Annotated in this window: 12 protein-coding genes; 6 read left to right on the plus strand and 6 right to left on the minus strand. The window is 53.1% G+C overall.

The genetic code is table 11. The features are described from left to right. The first annotated feature begins 8 nt into the window (after window positions 1-8). From IEV46_RS11670 to IEV46_RS11695, 6 genes are read left to right on the plus strand one after another with little or no spacing between them, the layout of a single operon-like run. Complete coding sequence (locus tag IEV46_RS11670) at window positions 9-1,541, plus strand: class I SAM-dependent DNA methyltransferase (RefSeq protein WP_188432734.1); 1,533 nt, start codon at window positions 9-11, stop codon at window positions 1,539-1,541. A gap of 45 nt (window positions 1,542-1,586) precedes the next feature. Continuing rightward, window positions 1,587-1,787: a hypothetical protein gene (locus IEV46_RS11675; RefSeq protein ID WP_188432735.1), complete on the plus strand. Its 201-nt coding sequence runs from the start codon at window positions 1,587-1,589 to the stop codon at window positions 1,785-1,787. A 17-nt stretch (window positions 1,788-1,804) separates the two neighbouring features. Then, window positions 1,805-3,055 (plus strand): restriction endonuclease subunit S, encoded by a 1,251-nt coding sequence (locus IEV46_RS11680; RefSeq protein WP_188432736.1) that lies wholly within the window; start codon window positions 1,805-1,807, stop codon window positions 3,053-3,055. After that, on the plus strand, window positions 3,024-6,149 hold the full coding sequence (locus IEV46_RS11685; protein ID WP_188432737.1) for a type I restriction endonuclease subunit R: 3,126 nt from the start codon (window positions 3,024-3,026) through the stop codon (window positions 6,147-6,149). Before IEV46_RS11680 ends, IEV46_RS11685 begins: the two co-directional genes overlap by 32 nt. Before the next feature lie 23 nt (window positions 6,150-6,172). Continuing rightward, the gene (locus IEV46_RS11690; RefSeq protein ID WP_188432738.1) at window positions 6,173-6,967 is read left to right on the plus strand and encodes a DUF4145 domain-containing protein; all 795 of its coding nucleotides are present in this window, start codon (window positions 6,173-6,175) and stop codon (window positions 6,965-6,967) included. Between the two features lie 28 nt (window positions 6,968-6,995). Further along, a complete protein-coding gene (locus tag IEV46_RS11695; RefSeq protein ID WP_188432739.1) occupies window positions 6,996-7,154 on the plus strand; it encodes a hypothetical protein in 159 nt (52 codons plus the stop codon). Between the two features lie 644 nt (window positions 7,155-7,798). On the opposite strand, the gene IEV46_RS11700 is transcribed toward IEV46_RS11695, so the two are convergent. The 6 genes from IEV46_RS11700 to IEV46_RS11725 all read right to left on the minus strand — a co-directional run bounded on the left by IEV46_RS11700 (window position 7,799) and on the right by IEV46_RS11725 (window position 14,121). After that, window positions 7,799-8,245, minus strand: coding sequence for a contact-dependent growth inhibition system immunity protein (locus tag IEV46_RS11700; RefSeq protein ID WP_188432740.1), 447 nt, complete (start codon window positions 8,243-8,245; stop codon window positions 7,799-7,801). A 270-nt stretch (window positions 8,246-8,515) separates the two neighbouring features. Beyond that, window positions 8,516-10,042 carry a tripartite tricarboxylate transporter permease gene (locus IEV46_RS11705; RefSeq protein WP_188432741.1) on the minus strand — a complete coding sequence of 509 codons (1,527 nt, stop codon included), beginning with the start codon at window positions 10,040-10,042 and terminating at the stop codon, window positions 8,516-8,518. A gap of 17 nt (window positions 10,043-10,059) precedes the next feature. Continuing rightward, entirely contained in the window at window positions 10,060-10,521 is a 462-nt protein-coding gene (locus IEV46_RS11710) for a tripartite tricarboxylate transporter TctB family protein (protein WP_188432742.1), read from the minus strand. A 68-nt stretch (window positions 10,522-10,589) separates the two neighbouring features. Then, window positions 10,590-11,606: a tripartite tricarboxylate transporter substrate binding protein gene (locus tag IEV46_RS11715; protein WP_188432743.1), complete on the minus strand. Its 1,017-nt coding sequence runs from the start codon at window positions 11,604-11,606 to the stop codon at window positions 10,590-10,592. Window positions 11,607-11,771: 165 nt separating this feature from the next. Beyond that, entirely contained in the window at window positions 11,772-12,515 is a 744-nt protein-coding gene (locus IEV46_RS11720) for a response regulator (protein ID WP_229736069.1), read from the minus strand. Then, window positions 12,478-14,121, minus strand: coding sequence for an ATP-binding protein (locus IEV46_RS11725; RefSeq protein WP_188432744.1), 1,644 nt, complete (start codon window positions 14,119-14,121; stop codon window positions 12,478-12,480). Before IEV46_RS11725 ends, IEV46_RS11720 begins: the two co-directional genes overlap by 38 nt. Between the last annotated feature and the right edge of the window lie 54 nt (window positions 14,122-14,175).

Genomic DNA, 14,175 nt, shown 5'->3' on the forward strand with positions numbered 1-14,175 from the left:
GGAACATCATGTCAACCACCAACGGTGCCAACCTGGGATTTGAACAAAAACTGTGGGAAATGGCGGATAAACTGCGCAACAACATGGACGCCGCCGAATACAAGCACGTCGTCTTGGGGTTGTTGTTCTTAAAATACATATCCGATGCCTTTGAAGAGGAATATGAACGGCTCTCCCGGGATGAGTGGGCCGATCCGGAAGATCCCGATGAGTATCTGGCCAACAATATTTTTTGGGTTTCCAGGGAAGCCCGCTGGCAACACATCCGTGATAACGCCAAAAAGCCGGAGATCGGCCGCATCATCGACGATGCCATGGTGGCCATTGAAAAGGATAACCCTTCGCTCAAAAATGTATTGCCCAAGGATTATGCCCGTCCCGATCTGGACAAAACCCGGCTGGGGGAGATTATCGACCTCTTCTCCTTCAAGGTGGGGGACAGGGAGAGCCAGTCCAAGGACGTGCTGGGACGGGTTTATGAGTATTTCCTCAGCCGCTTTGCCAGCGCCGAGGGGAAAAACGGCGGCCAGTTTTACACCCCCCGCACGGTGGTCAAGCTGCTCGTGGAAATGATCGAACCCTACAAAGGGCGGATCTACGACCCCTGTTGCGGTTCCGGGGGCATGTTTGTCCAGAGTGAATCTTTTATCCGCGCCCATCAGGGGAAGATCGGGGATGTGGCCGTCTACGGCCAGGAGTCCAACCCCACCACTTGGCGCCTGTGCAAGATGAACCTGGCCATCCGGGGGATCGACGGCAACCTGGGGAGCAAGCCGGCGGACACCTTTCACGAGGATCTGCACCAGCACCTGCGCGCCGACTACATCCTGGCCAATCCTCCCTTCAACGTCAGCGACTGGGGCGGGGAACGGCTGACCGAGGACAAGCGCTGGAAATTCGGCACACCCCCGGTGGGAAACGCCAACTACGCTTGGATCCAGCACATGGTCTCCAAACTGGCCCCCAGCGGCGTCGCCGGTTTTGTCCTGGCCAACGGCTCCATGTCCACCAACCAGACCTCCGAGGCCGCCATCCGCAAGGGTTTGATTGAAAACGATCTGGTGGACGCCATCGTCACCCTGCCGGGACAGCTCTTCTATTCCACCCAGATCCCCGTCTGCCTCTGGTTCCTCACCAAGAACAAGGCGGCCCGGGGTCATCGGGACCGGCGGGGGGAGATCCTCTTTATCGATGCCCGCAAACTGGGCCACATGGTGAGCCGCATCCACAAAGAATTCAGCGAGGAGGACATCCGCCAGGTGGCCAACACTTACCACGCTTGGCGGGGACAACGGGAAGCCGGGGAGTACAAGGATGTGAAAGGATTCTGCAAGGCGGCCACCCTGGAGGAAGTGCGAAATCATGAATACATCCTCACCCCTGGTCGCTATGTGGGCATCGAAGACACCACGGAGGACGGCGAACCTTTTGCAGAGAAGATGACCCGCCTCACCGGGGAGTTGGCGGACCAATTCGCCAAGTCGCAACATCTGGAAGAAGAGATCCGCCGCAATCTGAAAAAAATCGGCTTTGACTTTTAAACCATACTTTCAGGAGGGGTTGCCGATGGGGCGGGACGGAGACCGATGGATAGGATTCATGGATCCCCGACGGGGTCGGGGGAACAGCGACTGAACAAAAGAGTGCTCCATATGCTCCTCCGCTTCGGCCACCGGGACTTCCTCCTCCGCCACCTCACCCGTCACCGGCCGGAGAAGCTGATGGAGAAATATTGGAGGAGGAAGGAACGGGAAACGGAAAGACAGGAAGCGCAGATGACATCTTAGAGAAGGAGTGATGGGGGATGGGTGTTGAGGGATGGGAGAATTATAAGCTTTCAGAGATAGTGGAGATTATTGGCGGAGGAACCCCCAAAACATCAATGAAGGAATATTGGAACGGCGATATTCCATGGTTATCAGTAAAGGACTTTAATAATGATTTTAGAACTGTTGTTCAATCCGAGAAAACCATAACTAAGCAGGGATTGGAAAATAGCTCTGCAAAACTTTTGGATAAAGGTGATATTGTAATTTCTGCTAGAGGAACGGTTGGGGAATTGACCCAACTTGGCCGACCGATGTCTTTTAACCAATCTTGCTATGGATTAAAAGCGAAAAAAGTCACAACAAATGACTTCGTTTATTATCTTTTAAAACATCAGATTAAGGACTTGCAACAAAAAACCCATGGTTCAGTTTTTGATACTATCACGAAAAATACCTTTAATATGTTGGATGTAGTTCTTCCCCCTCTCCAAGAACAAAAACAAATCGCCGCTATCCTCTCTGCCTTGGATGACAAAATCGAACTCAACCACCGGATCAGCCAAACGCTGGAGGCCATGGCCCAGGCTCTGTTCCAATCCTGGTTCGTCGACTTCGAACCCTTCCGGGACGGGGAGTTTGTGGAAAGTGAGCTGGGGTTGATTCCGAAGGGGTGGGAGGTTGTTAGTCTTGACCAAATAGCCAGTTTTTTGAATGGAATTGCAATGCAAAAATTCCCTCCTGAAGGGAGAGAGTATTTACCTGTAATTAAAATCAAGGAGTTGCGCCAGGGGTTTACAGATCAGAATAGTGGAAAAGTAAGTACTAAAATTCAAGATCAATATATCGTGAACAATGGTGATGTAGTTTTTTCATGGTCAGGAACCTTGGAATGTAAGATATGGTGTGGGGGCAAAGGTGCTTTAAATCAGCATCTATTTAAGGTTACATCAAATCGATATGAGAAGTGGTTTTTCTATTTCTGGATACAGAAACATCTGGAACGGTTTAGGAGAATTGCTTTAGATAAGGCAACGACCATGGGACACATAAAACGAAAAGACCTAAATGACTCCAAGGTCTTGATACCTAATGATGAGATATACACAGAGATTAATCGTCTAATCAAGCCTTTGATTGAAAAATATGAAGGACTTCTAATTGAGACCCAAACCCTGCAATCCCTCCGCGACACCCTGCTGCCCAAGCTGATGTCCGGGGAGATTCGCGTACCCATCGAAGAGAAGGAGGCATCCCATGATCGATCTGACGGAACCGAAGCTGGATGAGCCGGCGGTGATGGAGTGGCTGGAGGAGTTGGGGTTTGAGCGGGCTTACGGGCCGGAGATCTCTCCGGAGGGGGAGTATCCCGAGCGGGGGGATTACGGGGAGGTGATCCTGGAGGAGCGGTTGCGGGAGGCGCTGACCGGGATCAACCCCCATATCCCCCCCGAGGGAATTGAGGAAGCGGTGCGCAAGGTGAAGATCCCCCAGGGGATGGATCTGTTGGAGAACAACCTCGCCTTCCACCGTATGATGACCGAGGGGGTGGATGTGCAGCTGCGGCGGGAGGACGGCAGTATCAAGACGGACAAGGTGTGGCTGTTGGATTATGCCCGGCCGGAGCGCAACAACTGGCTGGCGGTCAACCAGTTCCGGGTGTGGAAGGGATACGGCCATAAGCCCGTCCGCACTGATGTGATTCTCTTTGTCAACGGAATGCCCCTGGTGCTGTTTGAATTGAAGAGCGCTCTGGATGAGGAGAAAGAGCTCACCCACGCCTACAACCAGATCCAAAACTACAAAGCCTGGGCTCCCGATCTGTTCACCACCCACGCCTTCTCCGTCATCAGCGACGGAACCAACGCCCGGGTGGGGACGCTGACGGCGGATGAGGACCGTTACATGTGGTGGCGCACCATGGACGGTGTCGAGGTGGCCCCCGACAGCATTCCCCAGATGGAAGTGCTGATCAAGGGAATGCTGTATCCACCCCGGCTGTTGGATCTCCTGCGTCACTTCCTCCTGTTCCAGACCGATGGCCGCCACACCTCCAAGATCCTGGCAGGATACCATCAGTACCACGCCGCCAACAAGGCGGTGGAGAGCACCCTGCGGGCGACGGAGGAGAAGGGGGATCGCAAGATCGGGGTAATCTGGCACACCCAGGGCTCGGGGAAAAGCTTGTCCATGGTTTTTTATGCCGGCAAGCTGATGCAGGAGCTGAACAATCCCACCCTGGTGATTCTCACCGACCGCAACGACCTGGATGATCAGCTCTTCGGCACCTTCAGCCGCTCGCAACAGCTGCTCCGGGAGGCGCCCGTACAGGCGGACAGCCGGGAGAATTTGCGGGATCTGCTGGACCGGGAGTCCGGGGGCATCATCTTCACCACCATTCACAAATTCGCCCCGGACAAAAAAGGGGAGCCCCTGGGCGCGGTCACCCATCGCAGGAATGTGGTCGTCATCGCCGATGAGGCCCACCGCAGTCAATACGGATTGAAGGCCCGGGTAGTGAAGAAGAAGGATCAGGCCCAGGTGAAGTACGGCCACGCCAAATACATGCGGGATGCCTTGCCCAACGCCTCTTTCATCGGCTTTACCGGAACCCCGGTGGAACTGGCGGACAAGAACACTCCGGCGGTCTTCGGTGACTATATCGATATCTACGATATGACCCGGGCGGTGGAAGACGGGACCACAGTGAAGATCTACTATGAGAGCCGTATCGCCAGGCTGGAGCTGTCTGAGGCGGAGAAGCCCCGCTTGGATGAGGAGTACGAGGAGATCACTGAGTACCAGGAAGCGGAGCAACGGGAGAAACTGAAATCCAAGTGGTCCCGGTTGGAGACCCTGGTCGGTTCGGAAAAGCGGGTGCAGCAGGTGGCGCAAGACATCATCCATCACTTTGAGGAGCGGCAGCAAGCCATTACCGGCAAAGGGATGGTGGTTACCATGTCCCGCCGCATCGCCGTCGATCTCTATGATAAAATCATTCAGCTGCGTCCGGATTGGCACAGCGACGATCTGGAGCACGGGAAGATCAAAGTGATCTTCACCGGCGGGGCGGCGGACGACGAGGAGAAGATGCGCCCCCACCACACCACCAAAAAAGAGCGGGAACTGTTGGCCAAAAGGATGAAGGATCCGGAGGACCCCCTCGCCATGGTGATCGTGGTCGATATGTGGCTGACCGGTTTCGATGCCCCCTGTATGCACACCCTGTATGTGGATAAACCGATGCGGGGGCATAACCTGATGCAAGCCATCGCCCGGGTCAACCGGGTGTTCCGGGACAAACCCGGCGGGCTGGTGGTGGATTATATCGGGATTGCCGATTCCCTCAAGACCGCTCTCACTCAATATACCGAAAGCGATCGCCGCACCACCGGTATCGATACAGAGCAAGCGGTGGAGGTGTTGTTGGAGAAGTACGACCTGATTCGGGATCTTCTCCATGGCTTCGATTACCGTCTGTTCCTGGAAGGTGGACCGTCGGAACGGATGCGGAGCATCACCCAAGGGTTGGATTACGTCCTCGGTTTGGGAGAAGAGGGGAAGAAGAGGTTTATGCAGTGGGTGACGGAACTTTCCAAAGCTTATGCCCTCTGCTCCACGACAGAACAGGCGGAGCGGATCAACCGGGAGATCGCCTTTTTCAAAGCGATCAAATCCGGCATCGTCAAGCTGATCCCCGCTGACAGCCGGCGCAAATCGGCTTCCCAATTGGATGCGGAGATCAACCAGCTCGTGTCCAAATCCGTCATCTCCGAAGGCGTGGTCGACGTGTTGGGCTCCGTCGGACTGAACAAGCCGAATATTGCCATTCTGTCCGATGAATTTTTGGAAGAGGTCAAAGGATTGGAACAGAAAAACTTGGCGGTCGAGTTGCTCCGCCGCCTGCTCAAAGGGAAAGTCCGTGCGGTGCAACGGGACAACATGGTTCAGGCCAAAAAATTCTCCGAGATGCTGGAGCAAGCGATCATCAAATACCAGAACCGGGCGATTGAGACGGCCCAGGTGATCGTGGAGATGATCGAGTTGGCCAAACAGATGAACCAAGCCCACCGCCGGGGGGAAGACTTGGGCTTGTCCAAGGAAGAAGTGGCCTTCTATGATGCCTTGGCCAGCAATGGCTCCGCCAAGGAAATGATGGAGGACGACCTCCTGAAACAGATCGCACGGGATCTGACCCGGGCCATCAAAAACGACATGAGCATCGACTGGAACCTGCGCGAGAGTGTCCAGGCCAAGATGCGGGTCAACATTAAGAAACTGCTGAGAAAATACGGCTACCCGCCGGATCAACAGAAGGACGCCATCGAAACTGTCATGAAGCAGGCCCATCTGATGTGTCTCAGTGAATCGGAAACACGTTAACCGAGGGGAGTGGCATCGATCGTATGAAGGAACAACCTCTTTTTGCCTTTTTGGACAGATGGCAACCGGCAGCGGCCAGGGAAGCGGGGGATGTGGAGCGGATGGTCTACCACGATCCGCCCTCCGCTCTCATCCGAAGCCGCAAATGGCTGGAAGGGATCGTGGGTTGGTTGCTGAAAGAGGAAGGAGTCGTCGATGTCTATGAAAACCTGGCCGAGCGAACCCGGGCGTTGAAGCGGGAAGGGATTATCACCGAGCCGATCTTCGATGCGATGGAGCAGCTCCGGCTGGAAGGAAACAAAGCCGCCCACCAGAGCGGATACGGCACAGTGGAGGAATCCCTGAGGGCCCACCGCCATCTGTACCAGCTGGCGGTCTGGTGGACGGAAGTGTATGGGAGCGCCGACTTCCAGGCACCCCCCTACCGCCACCCCCCGGTGAACAGAGGGGTGGACACGGCAGAGATCGAGCGGGTGATCAGCCGGGCGTTGAATGAGAAATTGGACAGTATGGAATCGATGTTGAACAGACACCGGGAGCCGGCAACGGCTACGGCGGTCCAAACCGCTGAACCGAAGACGGTCACGGATTCCTCCTCCTTTTCCCTCACCAGATACCTGCAGGAGCAGGGCCTGGAATGGATCGACAAACGGGCGGCCGGAGGAACCCTGTGGGTGGTGGGAGGCTGGGAACTGAACAAGGTACTGTTCCCCCTCAAAGAACGCAAGATCTACTTCCGCTTTACCCCCAAAGGCGGCCGGGCAACCCAACGGAAGCCAGCATGGTACTTGCTGAACAAGGCGTCCAAAGATATTTAAAAAGTATGGAGGAGTGAATACGAAAGAGATGAGCAGCTACTTCTTCTCAGAATGGCTGTTGGATACCCGGGTGGAAGAGATCCCCTTTCATTGGTATACGGTTCCTCTTAAAAATTTGGGTGAAGCCGAAGTGGAGGCAGAGACTGCTACCATTGTACGGAAACTGAGAAGAAATCATCCGGGGTAGGCGATCGCTTCCGCCGGACATCTGATTGGAGCCTTTCAGCCGGTTGCTTCTGATGAGATTCAACTTCAGGGAGAGGAGAAGCGCGAAATTAACCCTTCCATTCCCTTGGAACGAAGGCTGTGGGAACGTCTTTTGAGTAGGAGTTTTGAGTTATCGCAAAACCGTGCAGATTATCGGGCCTCTTACGGTAAGGTTATACCAAGAAAACCGACGCAGGTGGTGGGTGGAATAGAAATCAGGCGTTACCTTCAGTTTGATATGAATGTGGACAAGTCCGGTAGGATTGCAATGGGCTTTGAAATCGGGGCATGTTACCGACTCATGTTGAAATGCCGGTACAGTCGGTATAAAGGCCTAAAAACACTGATGACACAGAAAAAGAACATTGGATCATCAGTGGGCTGAAGTCGGGGTACTACATGTTCTTTCGGACCTATAGGTGGAGCAGTAACCCTGAATTGATTCCTTCTCGTCACTATTAATCTCCCGATCCCCTCTTGACAGGGTCGGGAGATTTGTTTCGCTCTTTTTTACACCGATTCTGCGCATTCTGTTTCGGCTTGCGCATCTGCAGCAGGAGGGGGACCACCAGTAGCAGTAAGGATGCGATCAGAAAGGTGAGGGAGATCGCGAGACCCATATTTCTACGATTGTAATTTTGCTTTCAACTTCCGAACATCAGAAAAAAATTCTTCGACAATCCAATCTTCCAATTGGTAATCGGGAGATACAATTTCTTTATGAAGAATTGCATGAACTAGCCTTTCTGTTTGAATTCGCAATCTATCATTTTTGCGCCAAAAGTTTTTGTCAATCCTCGACAGCAAATTCATTAACTCACCCGATGTCATATGACCCAACATCGGATTTTCCCAGAGCCGACTAAGAACTTCCGGAAGAATATATTCAATATATATGTTTTGTCTTAAGCATCTAGCCAGGTCAAACACAGACATCCTGGAAATTTGTGTTGATCGGACATCTTCATACCATATAGATAATGAATAATTTTCATCGACAGCCACCTCTTTTTTAGTTATCCCCAGCTTTTTTTCGATATCTTTAAAGGATAAATCTATTTTTTTATCCATTTAAATCCTCCTTATGAAACGTTCCAGGAGAGGCAGATCGTGTTACCCTAAAGTTCTCCCTAGAAGCGTTGTGAAACAGTGTTGGCTGGCAAAAGCTCACACTGGAGTTTATCACAAAAACAGAAGATATATCTCCGTACTTAAAACATTCATGAAATGTTTTTCAGTTTGTATCCAGAACCACAGAAAAGCACCCGATGGGTGCTTTAAAGAGGGAGATACTCTCGTCTTCACGCTGAAATTATTGAATTTCATTCATTCTTCTATGCTTTACATCGCTTCCGTCGCATTCTGTTTCGGCTTGCGCATTTGCAGCAGGAGGGGGACCACCAGTAGCAGTAAGGATGCGATCAGAAAGGTGAGGGAGATCGGTTTTTGCAGGAAGATCAGCCAGTCGCCGTTGGAGCCGGTCAAGGCCCGGCGCATGTTGTTTTCGATCATGGGACCCAAGACCACTCCCAGCACCACCGGTGCCAGGGGATAATCGTGGCGGGCCAACAGATATCCCAACAGACCGAAACCGATCAACAGAAAGAGATCAAAGGTGCTCACCTGGACGGCATAGACACCGAAAATGGAGATGGCGATAATACAAGGGATCAGATACTTGATTGGTGTGTCCACAATCTTGGTGAACATGCGGATCAAGGGGAGGTTGAGGATCAGGAGGAACAGGTTTCCGATAAACATACTGGCGATCAGTCCCCAGGCCACCGTCGGGTGTTCTTCAAAGAGAAGGGGACCGGGCTGGATATTGTACATCACCAAAGCTCCCAACAGGACCGCCGTGGTGCCGGAGCCGGGAATGCCCAAAGTCAGCATGGGGATCATGGCGCCACCGGAGGCTCCGTTGTTGGCGGCTTCAGGGCCTGCCACCCCTTCGACAGCTCCCTTGCCGAACCGATCCGGGTCTTTATGCAGTTTTCGTTCCATGATATAGGCGAAAAAAGTGGCCAAGGTGGCACCGGCACCGGGCAGGACCCCGACTAAAAAGCCGAGAACCGATCCCCGCCCGATGGGGGCGGCACTCTGTTTCAGTTGTTGACGGGTGGGGAGGATCGTTCCCACCTCCGCTACTTTGCCTTCCGCATCTTTTCGCTCCAAAATCGTTTTAAACACTTCTCCCAGGGCGAACAATCCCACTGCCACTGTCAGAAACTCCACCCCTTGATAGAGCGGGGGATAGTCAAAGGTGAAGCGGGAGATGCCGGAGACATTGTCCACTCCGATGGTTCCGATCAACAAACCGAACACTGTCATCAGCAATGCTTTGGTCATGGATTTGCCGGCCAGGCCGCTGACGGCACACAATCCGAGGAGCATCAAGGAGAAATACTCCGCCGGTCCAAAGTGGAGTGCCAGGTTGGATAAGGGCTCCGACAATAGCACCATGCCGATCAGGGAGATGATCCCGGCGGAAAAGGAGGCGATGGCGGAGATGGCCAAAGCTTGTCCGGCACGTCCCTGTTTCGCCATTTGATAGCCGTCCAAGGTGGTGACTACCGCCGCTGAATCTCCGGGAGTATTCAACAGGATCGAGGTAGTGGAACCGCCGTACATCGCCCCGTAATAAATTCCTGCCAGCAGGATGATGGAGCTGGCCGCCGCCTGTTCGGGAGGCATTCCGCCAGTCATGGTGGCCGTGACGGGAATCAAGAGGGCGACACCGCTGATGGGTCCGATCCCGGGAAGTGTTCCGACACAGGTTCCGATGAAAACACCGATAAAGGCGAAGAGAATATTTTGCCATTGCAGTGCGATCTGAAAGCCTTTCATCAAATATTCCAATGATTCCATGGGATGCCCCCCTTTTTTCAGCCTCCCAACCAAGTGGGGAAGCCGGGCAGTGTGCCTTTCATCACTTCGACAAACAGATAATAGATTCCACCGGAGAAGCCGGCCGCCACCAGCAGGGTTGTCAGCCATTTCCCCTTTTGCATCCCTTGAAAGCCGATCACGAGGAAGAGAAAGGTGGCGAGGAGATATCCGATGATTTCAAGACAAATCACATACAGAACGGATGCCGCCAGCAGAATGAAAAAGCGTTTCAAGTGAAGGGGGGACTTCTCTGTTTCTTCGGTTTGTGATGAGCGGAAGGTCCCGTAGAAGAGACGGATGCTCAACAAGATCATGACCGCGCCGAGGGCCATCGGGAAAATATCCGGTCCCACTTCGGCACCGTAGGTGGCGGAGGCAATCTGCAGGCTTCCGACGAGAAAGGCGACTCCCAGTGCCATAAATACCAGACTGGCATAGCGATCGAAGGTCTTGCTCATCTGTGCACCACCTCTGAGAGGGATTGATGAAGGGAATGAGGAGAAGGGGGCCTTCTCCTCCCAGTGATTCATTTGGCCATGCCCATTTTGTCCAAAATTTCGGAGATCTGTTTTTCCTGTTCTTTCAGGAAGGCGGTGAATTCCTTACTGTTCTTGTAATCACCTTGCCAATCATTTGCTTTTAGTTCCTTTTGCCATGCCTTGCTGGTCGAGAGCTTTTTCAGTCTCTCTTCCCAATATTGCAGGGCTTCGGGAGACATCTCTTTCGGACCGAAAACTCCGCGCCAAATCGTGAAATCCGCATCGATTCCTTCTTCTTTGAGGGTGGGGACGTCTTTCAGCTCACCTGAAAGACGTTTGGGTGCTGTCACTCCCAACACCCGGACTTTTCTCGCTTTTTTATACTCCCCGATGCTGGAGGCGTCTGTGGCGATCACATCAGCGTTGCCGCCGAGCAGTGCGGCGATCGCTTCCCCGCCGCCGTCGTAGGATACGTACTTCAGCTTTTTGGGATCCAGCCCGGACTCATAAGCGGGCAATACGGCGACCACATGATCCATGGACCCTGGAGCGGAGCCGCCGGCGATGGTGACGCCTTTCGGATTCTTCTCCAAATCCCGGATCAGAGAGGACAGATCTTTGTACTTGGAGTCTTTCCGAACGACCAGTGCTCCGTAATCTTTAGTCAATTGGGCCAGGGGAGTGGTATCCCGGTAACCGTAAGGGCTGTTTCCTTCCTTTTTCAGGTTGTTGATCAAGATCGGCGGTGAATTGACGAAAAAGTGATAGGGATCTTTTTTGTACTTTGTGGCGTATTCCGCCATGAATACCGCTCCGCCGCCCCCCGGTTTGTTTTCCACGGTGATGGTTTGGTCCACCAGCTTCTCAGCGACCAGGGCTTTGGTGATGGAGCGGGCAGTCAAGTCCCATCCGCCCCCGGCACCGGAAGGAGCCACCATCGTCAGCGGACGTTCAGGATAACCGGAAGCATCTTTTCCCTCGGCAAAAGGATTGGATCCGCCGCTGCATGCGGTCACGGCAATCGCTGTCACGGCGACCACCGGGATCATCCACCATTTCTTCATCTGTCCAACCTCCCGTTTGTGAACGCTTTCAAATAAAAAAGAGCAACCTGAGCTGCTCTTAATGATACGATGGCTTATGGAAGATGACTCGTTTATGAAACTAAAAGCATTAAGAATCATATTTCCTATTTTGTTCATTTTGTTCACAGGTTGTTCAAAAAAGTATCACCCCAAGTGGCGGACGCTGGTGAAAAAATATCTCCGTTCCGGTCGTCCCACGCTACCATAGGACAAATCGGCCCGGAGAGTGCCGGTGGACACCAAATATTCCAGGTAGCGTCGTGCAGTGGCGCGGCTGGCTCCCAATTGGGAGGCTACTTCCTCCGCCGTCCAGCCTTGACTGCCGCCTTCCAGAAGGACCCGTTGCACTTTTTTCAGGGTGATGGGATCGATCCCTTTGGGGACGGACGGGGGAGAAGCCGCCTGTTTAGCGGATACAGATAGGCTGGAGCCCCCTTTCCACAACTGGTCAATCTGGTATTGATCCATCCGGCCGTTTTGTTTCATCTGTTCCCGCTGATCCCGGTATTGTTCCAGACTGCAGCGGAAACGTTCAAACTGGATCGGTTTGACGATGTAATCCACCACTCCGCCCCGCAAGGCTTCCTGAACCACCTCTGTTTCATTGGCGGCGGTGACCAGAATCACATCGGTGTTGCGGGAATGCTGTCGAATGTGCCAGATCAGGTCCACTCCCAGCACATCCGGCAGATAGTTATCCAACAGCACCAGTTGGGGACGAAGGACTTCCAACCAATCCTTTGCTTCCATACCGGTGGAGGCAGTTCCCACAACGGAAAAACCCTCCACCTTTTCAGTAAATCGACGGTTGATTTCTGCGATGCGCGGGTCATCTTCCACAATCAGCACTTCAATCCTCCGATTCTGCGAACACGACTCTTTCTCCACCCGATTTTCCTCCTTTCGGCAAGGTGATGGTGAACAGTGCACCACCCCATTCTCCTTTTTCTATCGTGACATATCCGCCCATTTCCTCTGCCAGCTCTTTCACCTTGGGTAAGCCCAACCCTCGGTCATCCCCTGTTTTTGTGGAATATCCCCGTTGAAACAGATAGGGAGTGGCTTTCTCCGGCACACCCGGCCCGGAGTCTTCCACCTCTAGCAGAATTTCTTGTCCCCAATCCCCCAGATAAACCTTGACCTTTCTTTCTCCTTCCGGATTTTGCTCCACAGCTTCAAAGGCATTGGTGATCAGATTGCCCAGCATGCTGACCAGGCAATGACGCTGGATTCCGGGGGAGAGGTGTTGTAAGGAACTGTCCGGATCCATGATAAACTCCACTTTCAACTCTTTGGCCCGGTTGAAAAATCCAAGAAGAATCCCGCCGAGCCACGGATCGGGGATCCGTTTCATGATCAATTGGATCAGGTCTTGTCCCGCCACGGTCTCTCGGTGGATCAGATCCAGTGCTTCCCGGTGGGAACCCAGTTGGATCAAGCCGGAGATGGTGTACAGGGTGTTGTTGAACTCATGGGTTTGGGCCCGCAGTGCTTCCGTGTACCGGGAAACTTGGGACAATTGTTCATTCAGTTCATCCATTTCTGACTTCAATCGGAAGCTGGCCACCACTCCGTCGACGGGGCCCGCTTTTCCGGAACGGATCGGGTAGCGGTTCACCACTAATTCCTTGCCGTGGATGGTGAAGTTCCGGTCCAGCTCTTTTTCACCGGAGTGGAGAACTTCAGTCATGCGGGTGTGGGGCAAGACATCGCGGATCGGTTTGCCGATGGGACCCGGGTGAGCAGGTATCGAAAGAATTTGATGGGCGGATTGATTCATCAGGGTGATCTTTCCTGCTTGATCGATGACGATAATTCCTTCCCGAACCGACTCGATGACAGCATTTCGTTCTTTGTACAACGCGGAGATCTCCTCCGGTTCCAACCCCAGCGTGGCTTTTTTAATATCCCGGGCCAGATAGACCGCCCCGAGGGTTCCGATGATCAAGCCCAACAGCAAGTACCCTGTCACCCTGAGGAAATACAGCTCGGACCAATCTTCTATATTTTCCAGCAAAAAACCGACGGATACAATTCCAATCACATTTCCCTCATCATCAAAGACAGGTGTTTTCCCTCTCAGGGAAGGTCCCAAACTTCCCACGGCTTTGGAGATATAGGAGCGTCCATGCTCCAATGCCGGCCCATTGTCACCACCCACCATTTCCCGTCCGATTCGCTCGGGTACGGGGTGGGAGTAGCGGATCCCCTGCCGGTTCCCCACCACCACATATTGAGCGCCGGTCTCCCTCCGAACCCTTTCTGCTATGGGCTGGATCACGGTCCAGGGCTCATCGGTGGAAAAAGCTTTTCGGATGTCGGGCATTCCAGCCAGGGTTTTGGCCACATTGAGTGCCCTTTCTCCGGTTTGTTCCTCTATTGTCGACACCAAGCCGATGTAAAAGGTGATTGCCATCTCTGCAACCACAATCACGATCAGAATTAAGACCAACAAGATCATCCGGGTTTGGAGCTTTAATTTTCGTTTCTTCACGATGTTCTCCTCTCTGGGATTGGACTGGTTCAAATATTTTATGATATCACAACA

Source organism: Kroppenstedtia guangzhouensis (assembly GCF_014637345.1).
Lineage (GTDB): Bacteria > Bacillota > Bacilli > Thermoactinomycetales > DSM-45169 > Kroppenstedtia > Kroppenstedtia guangzhouensis.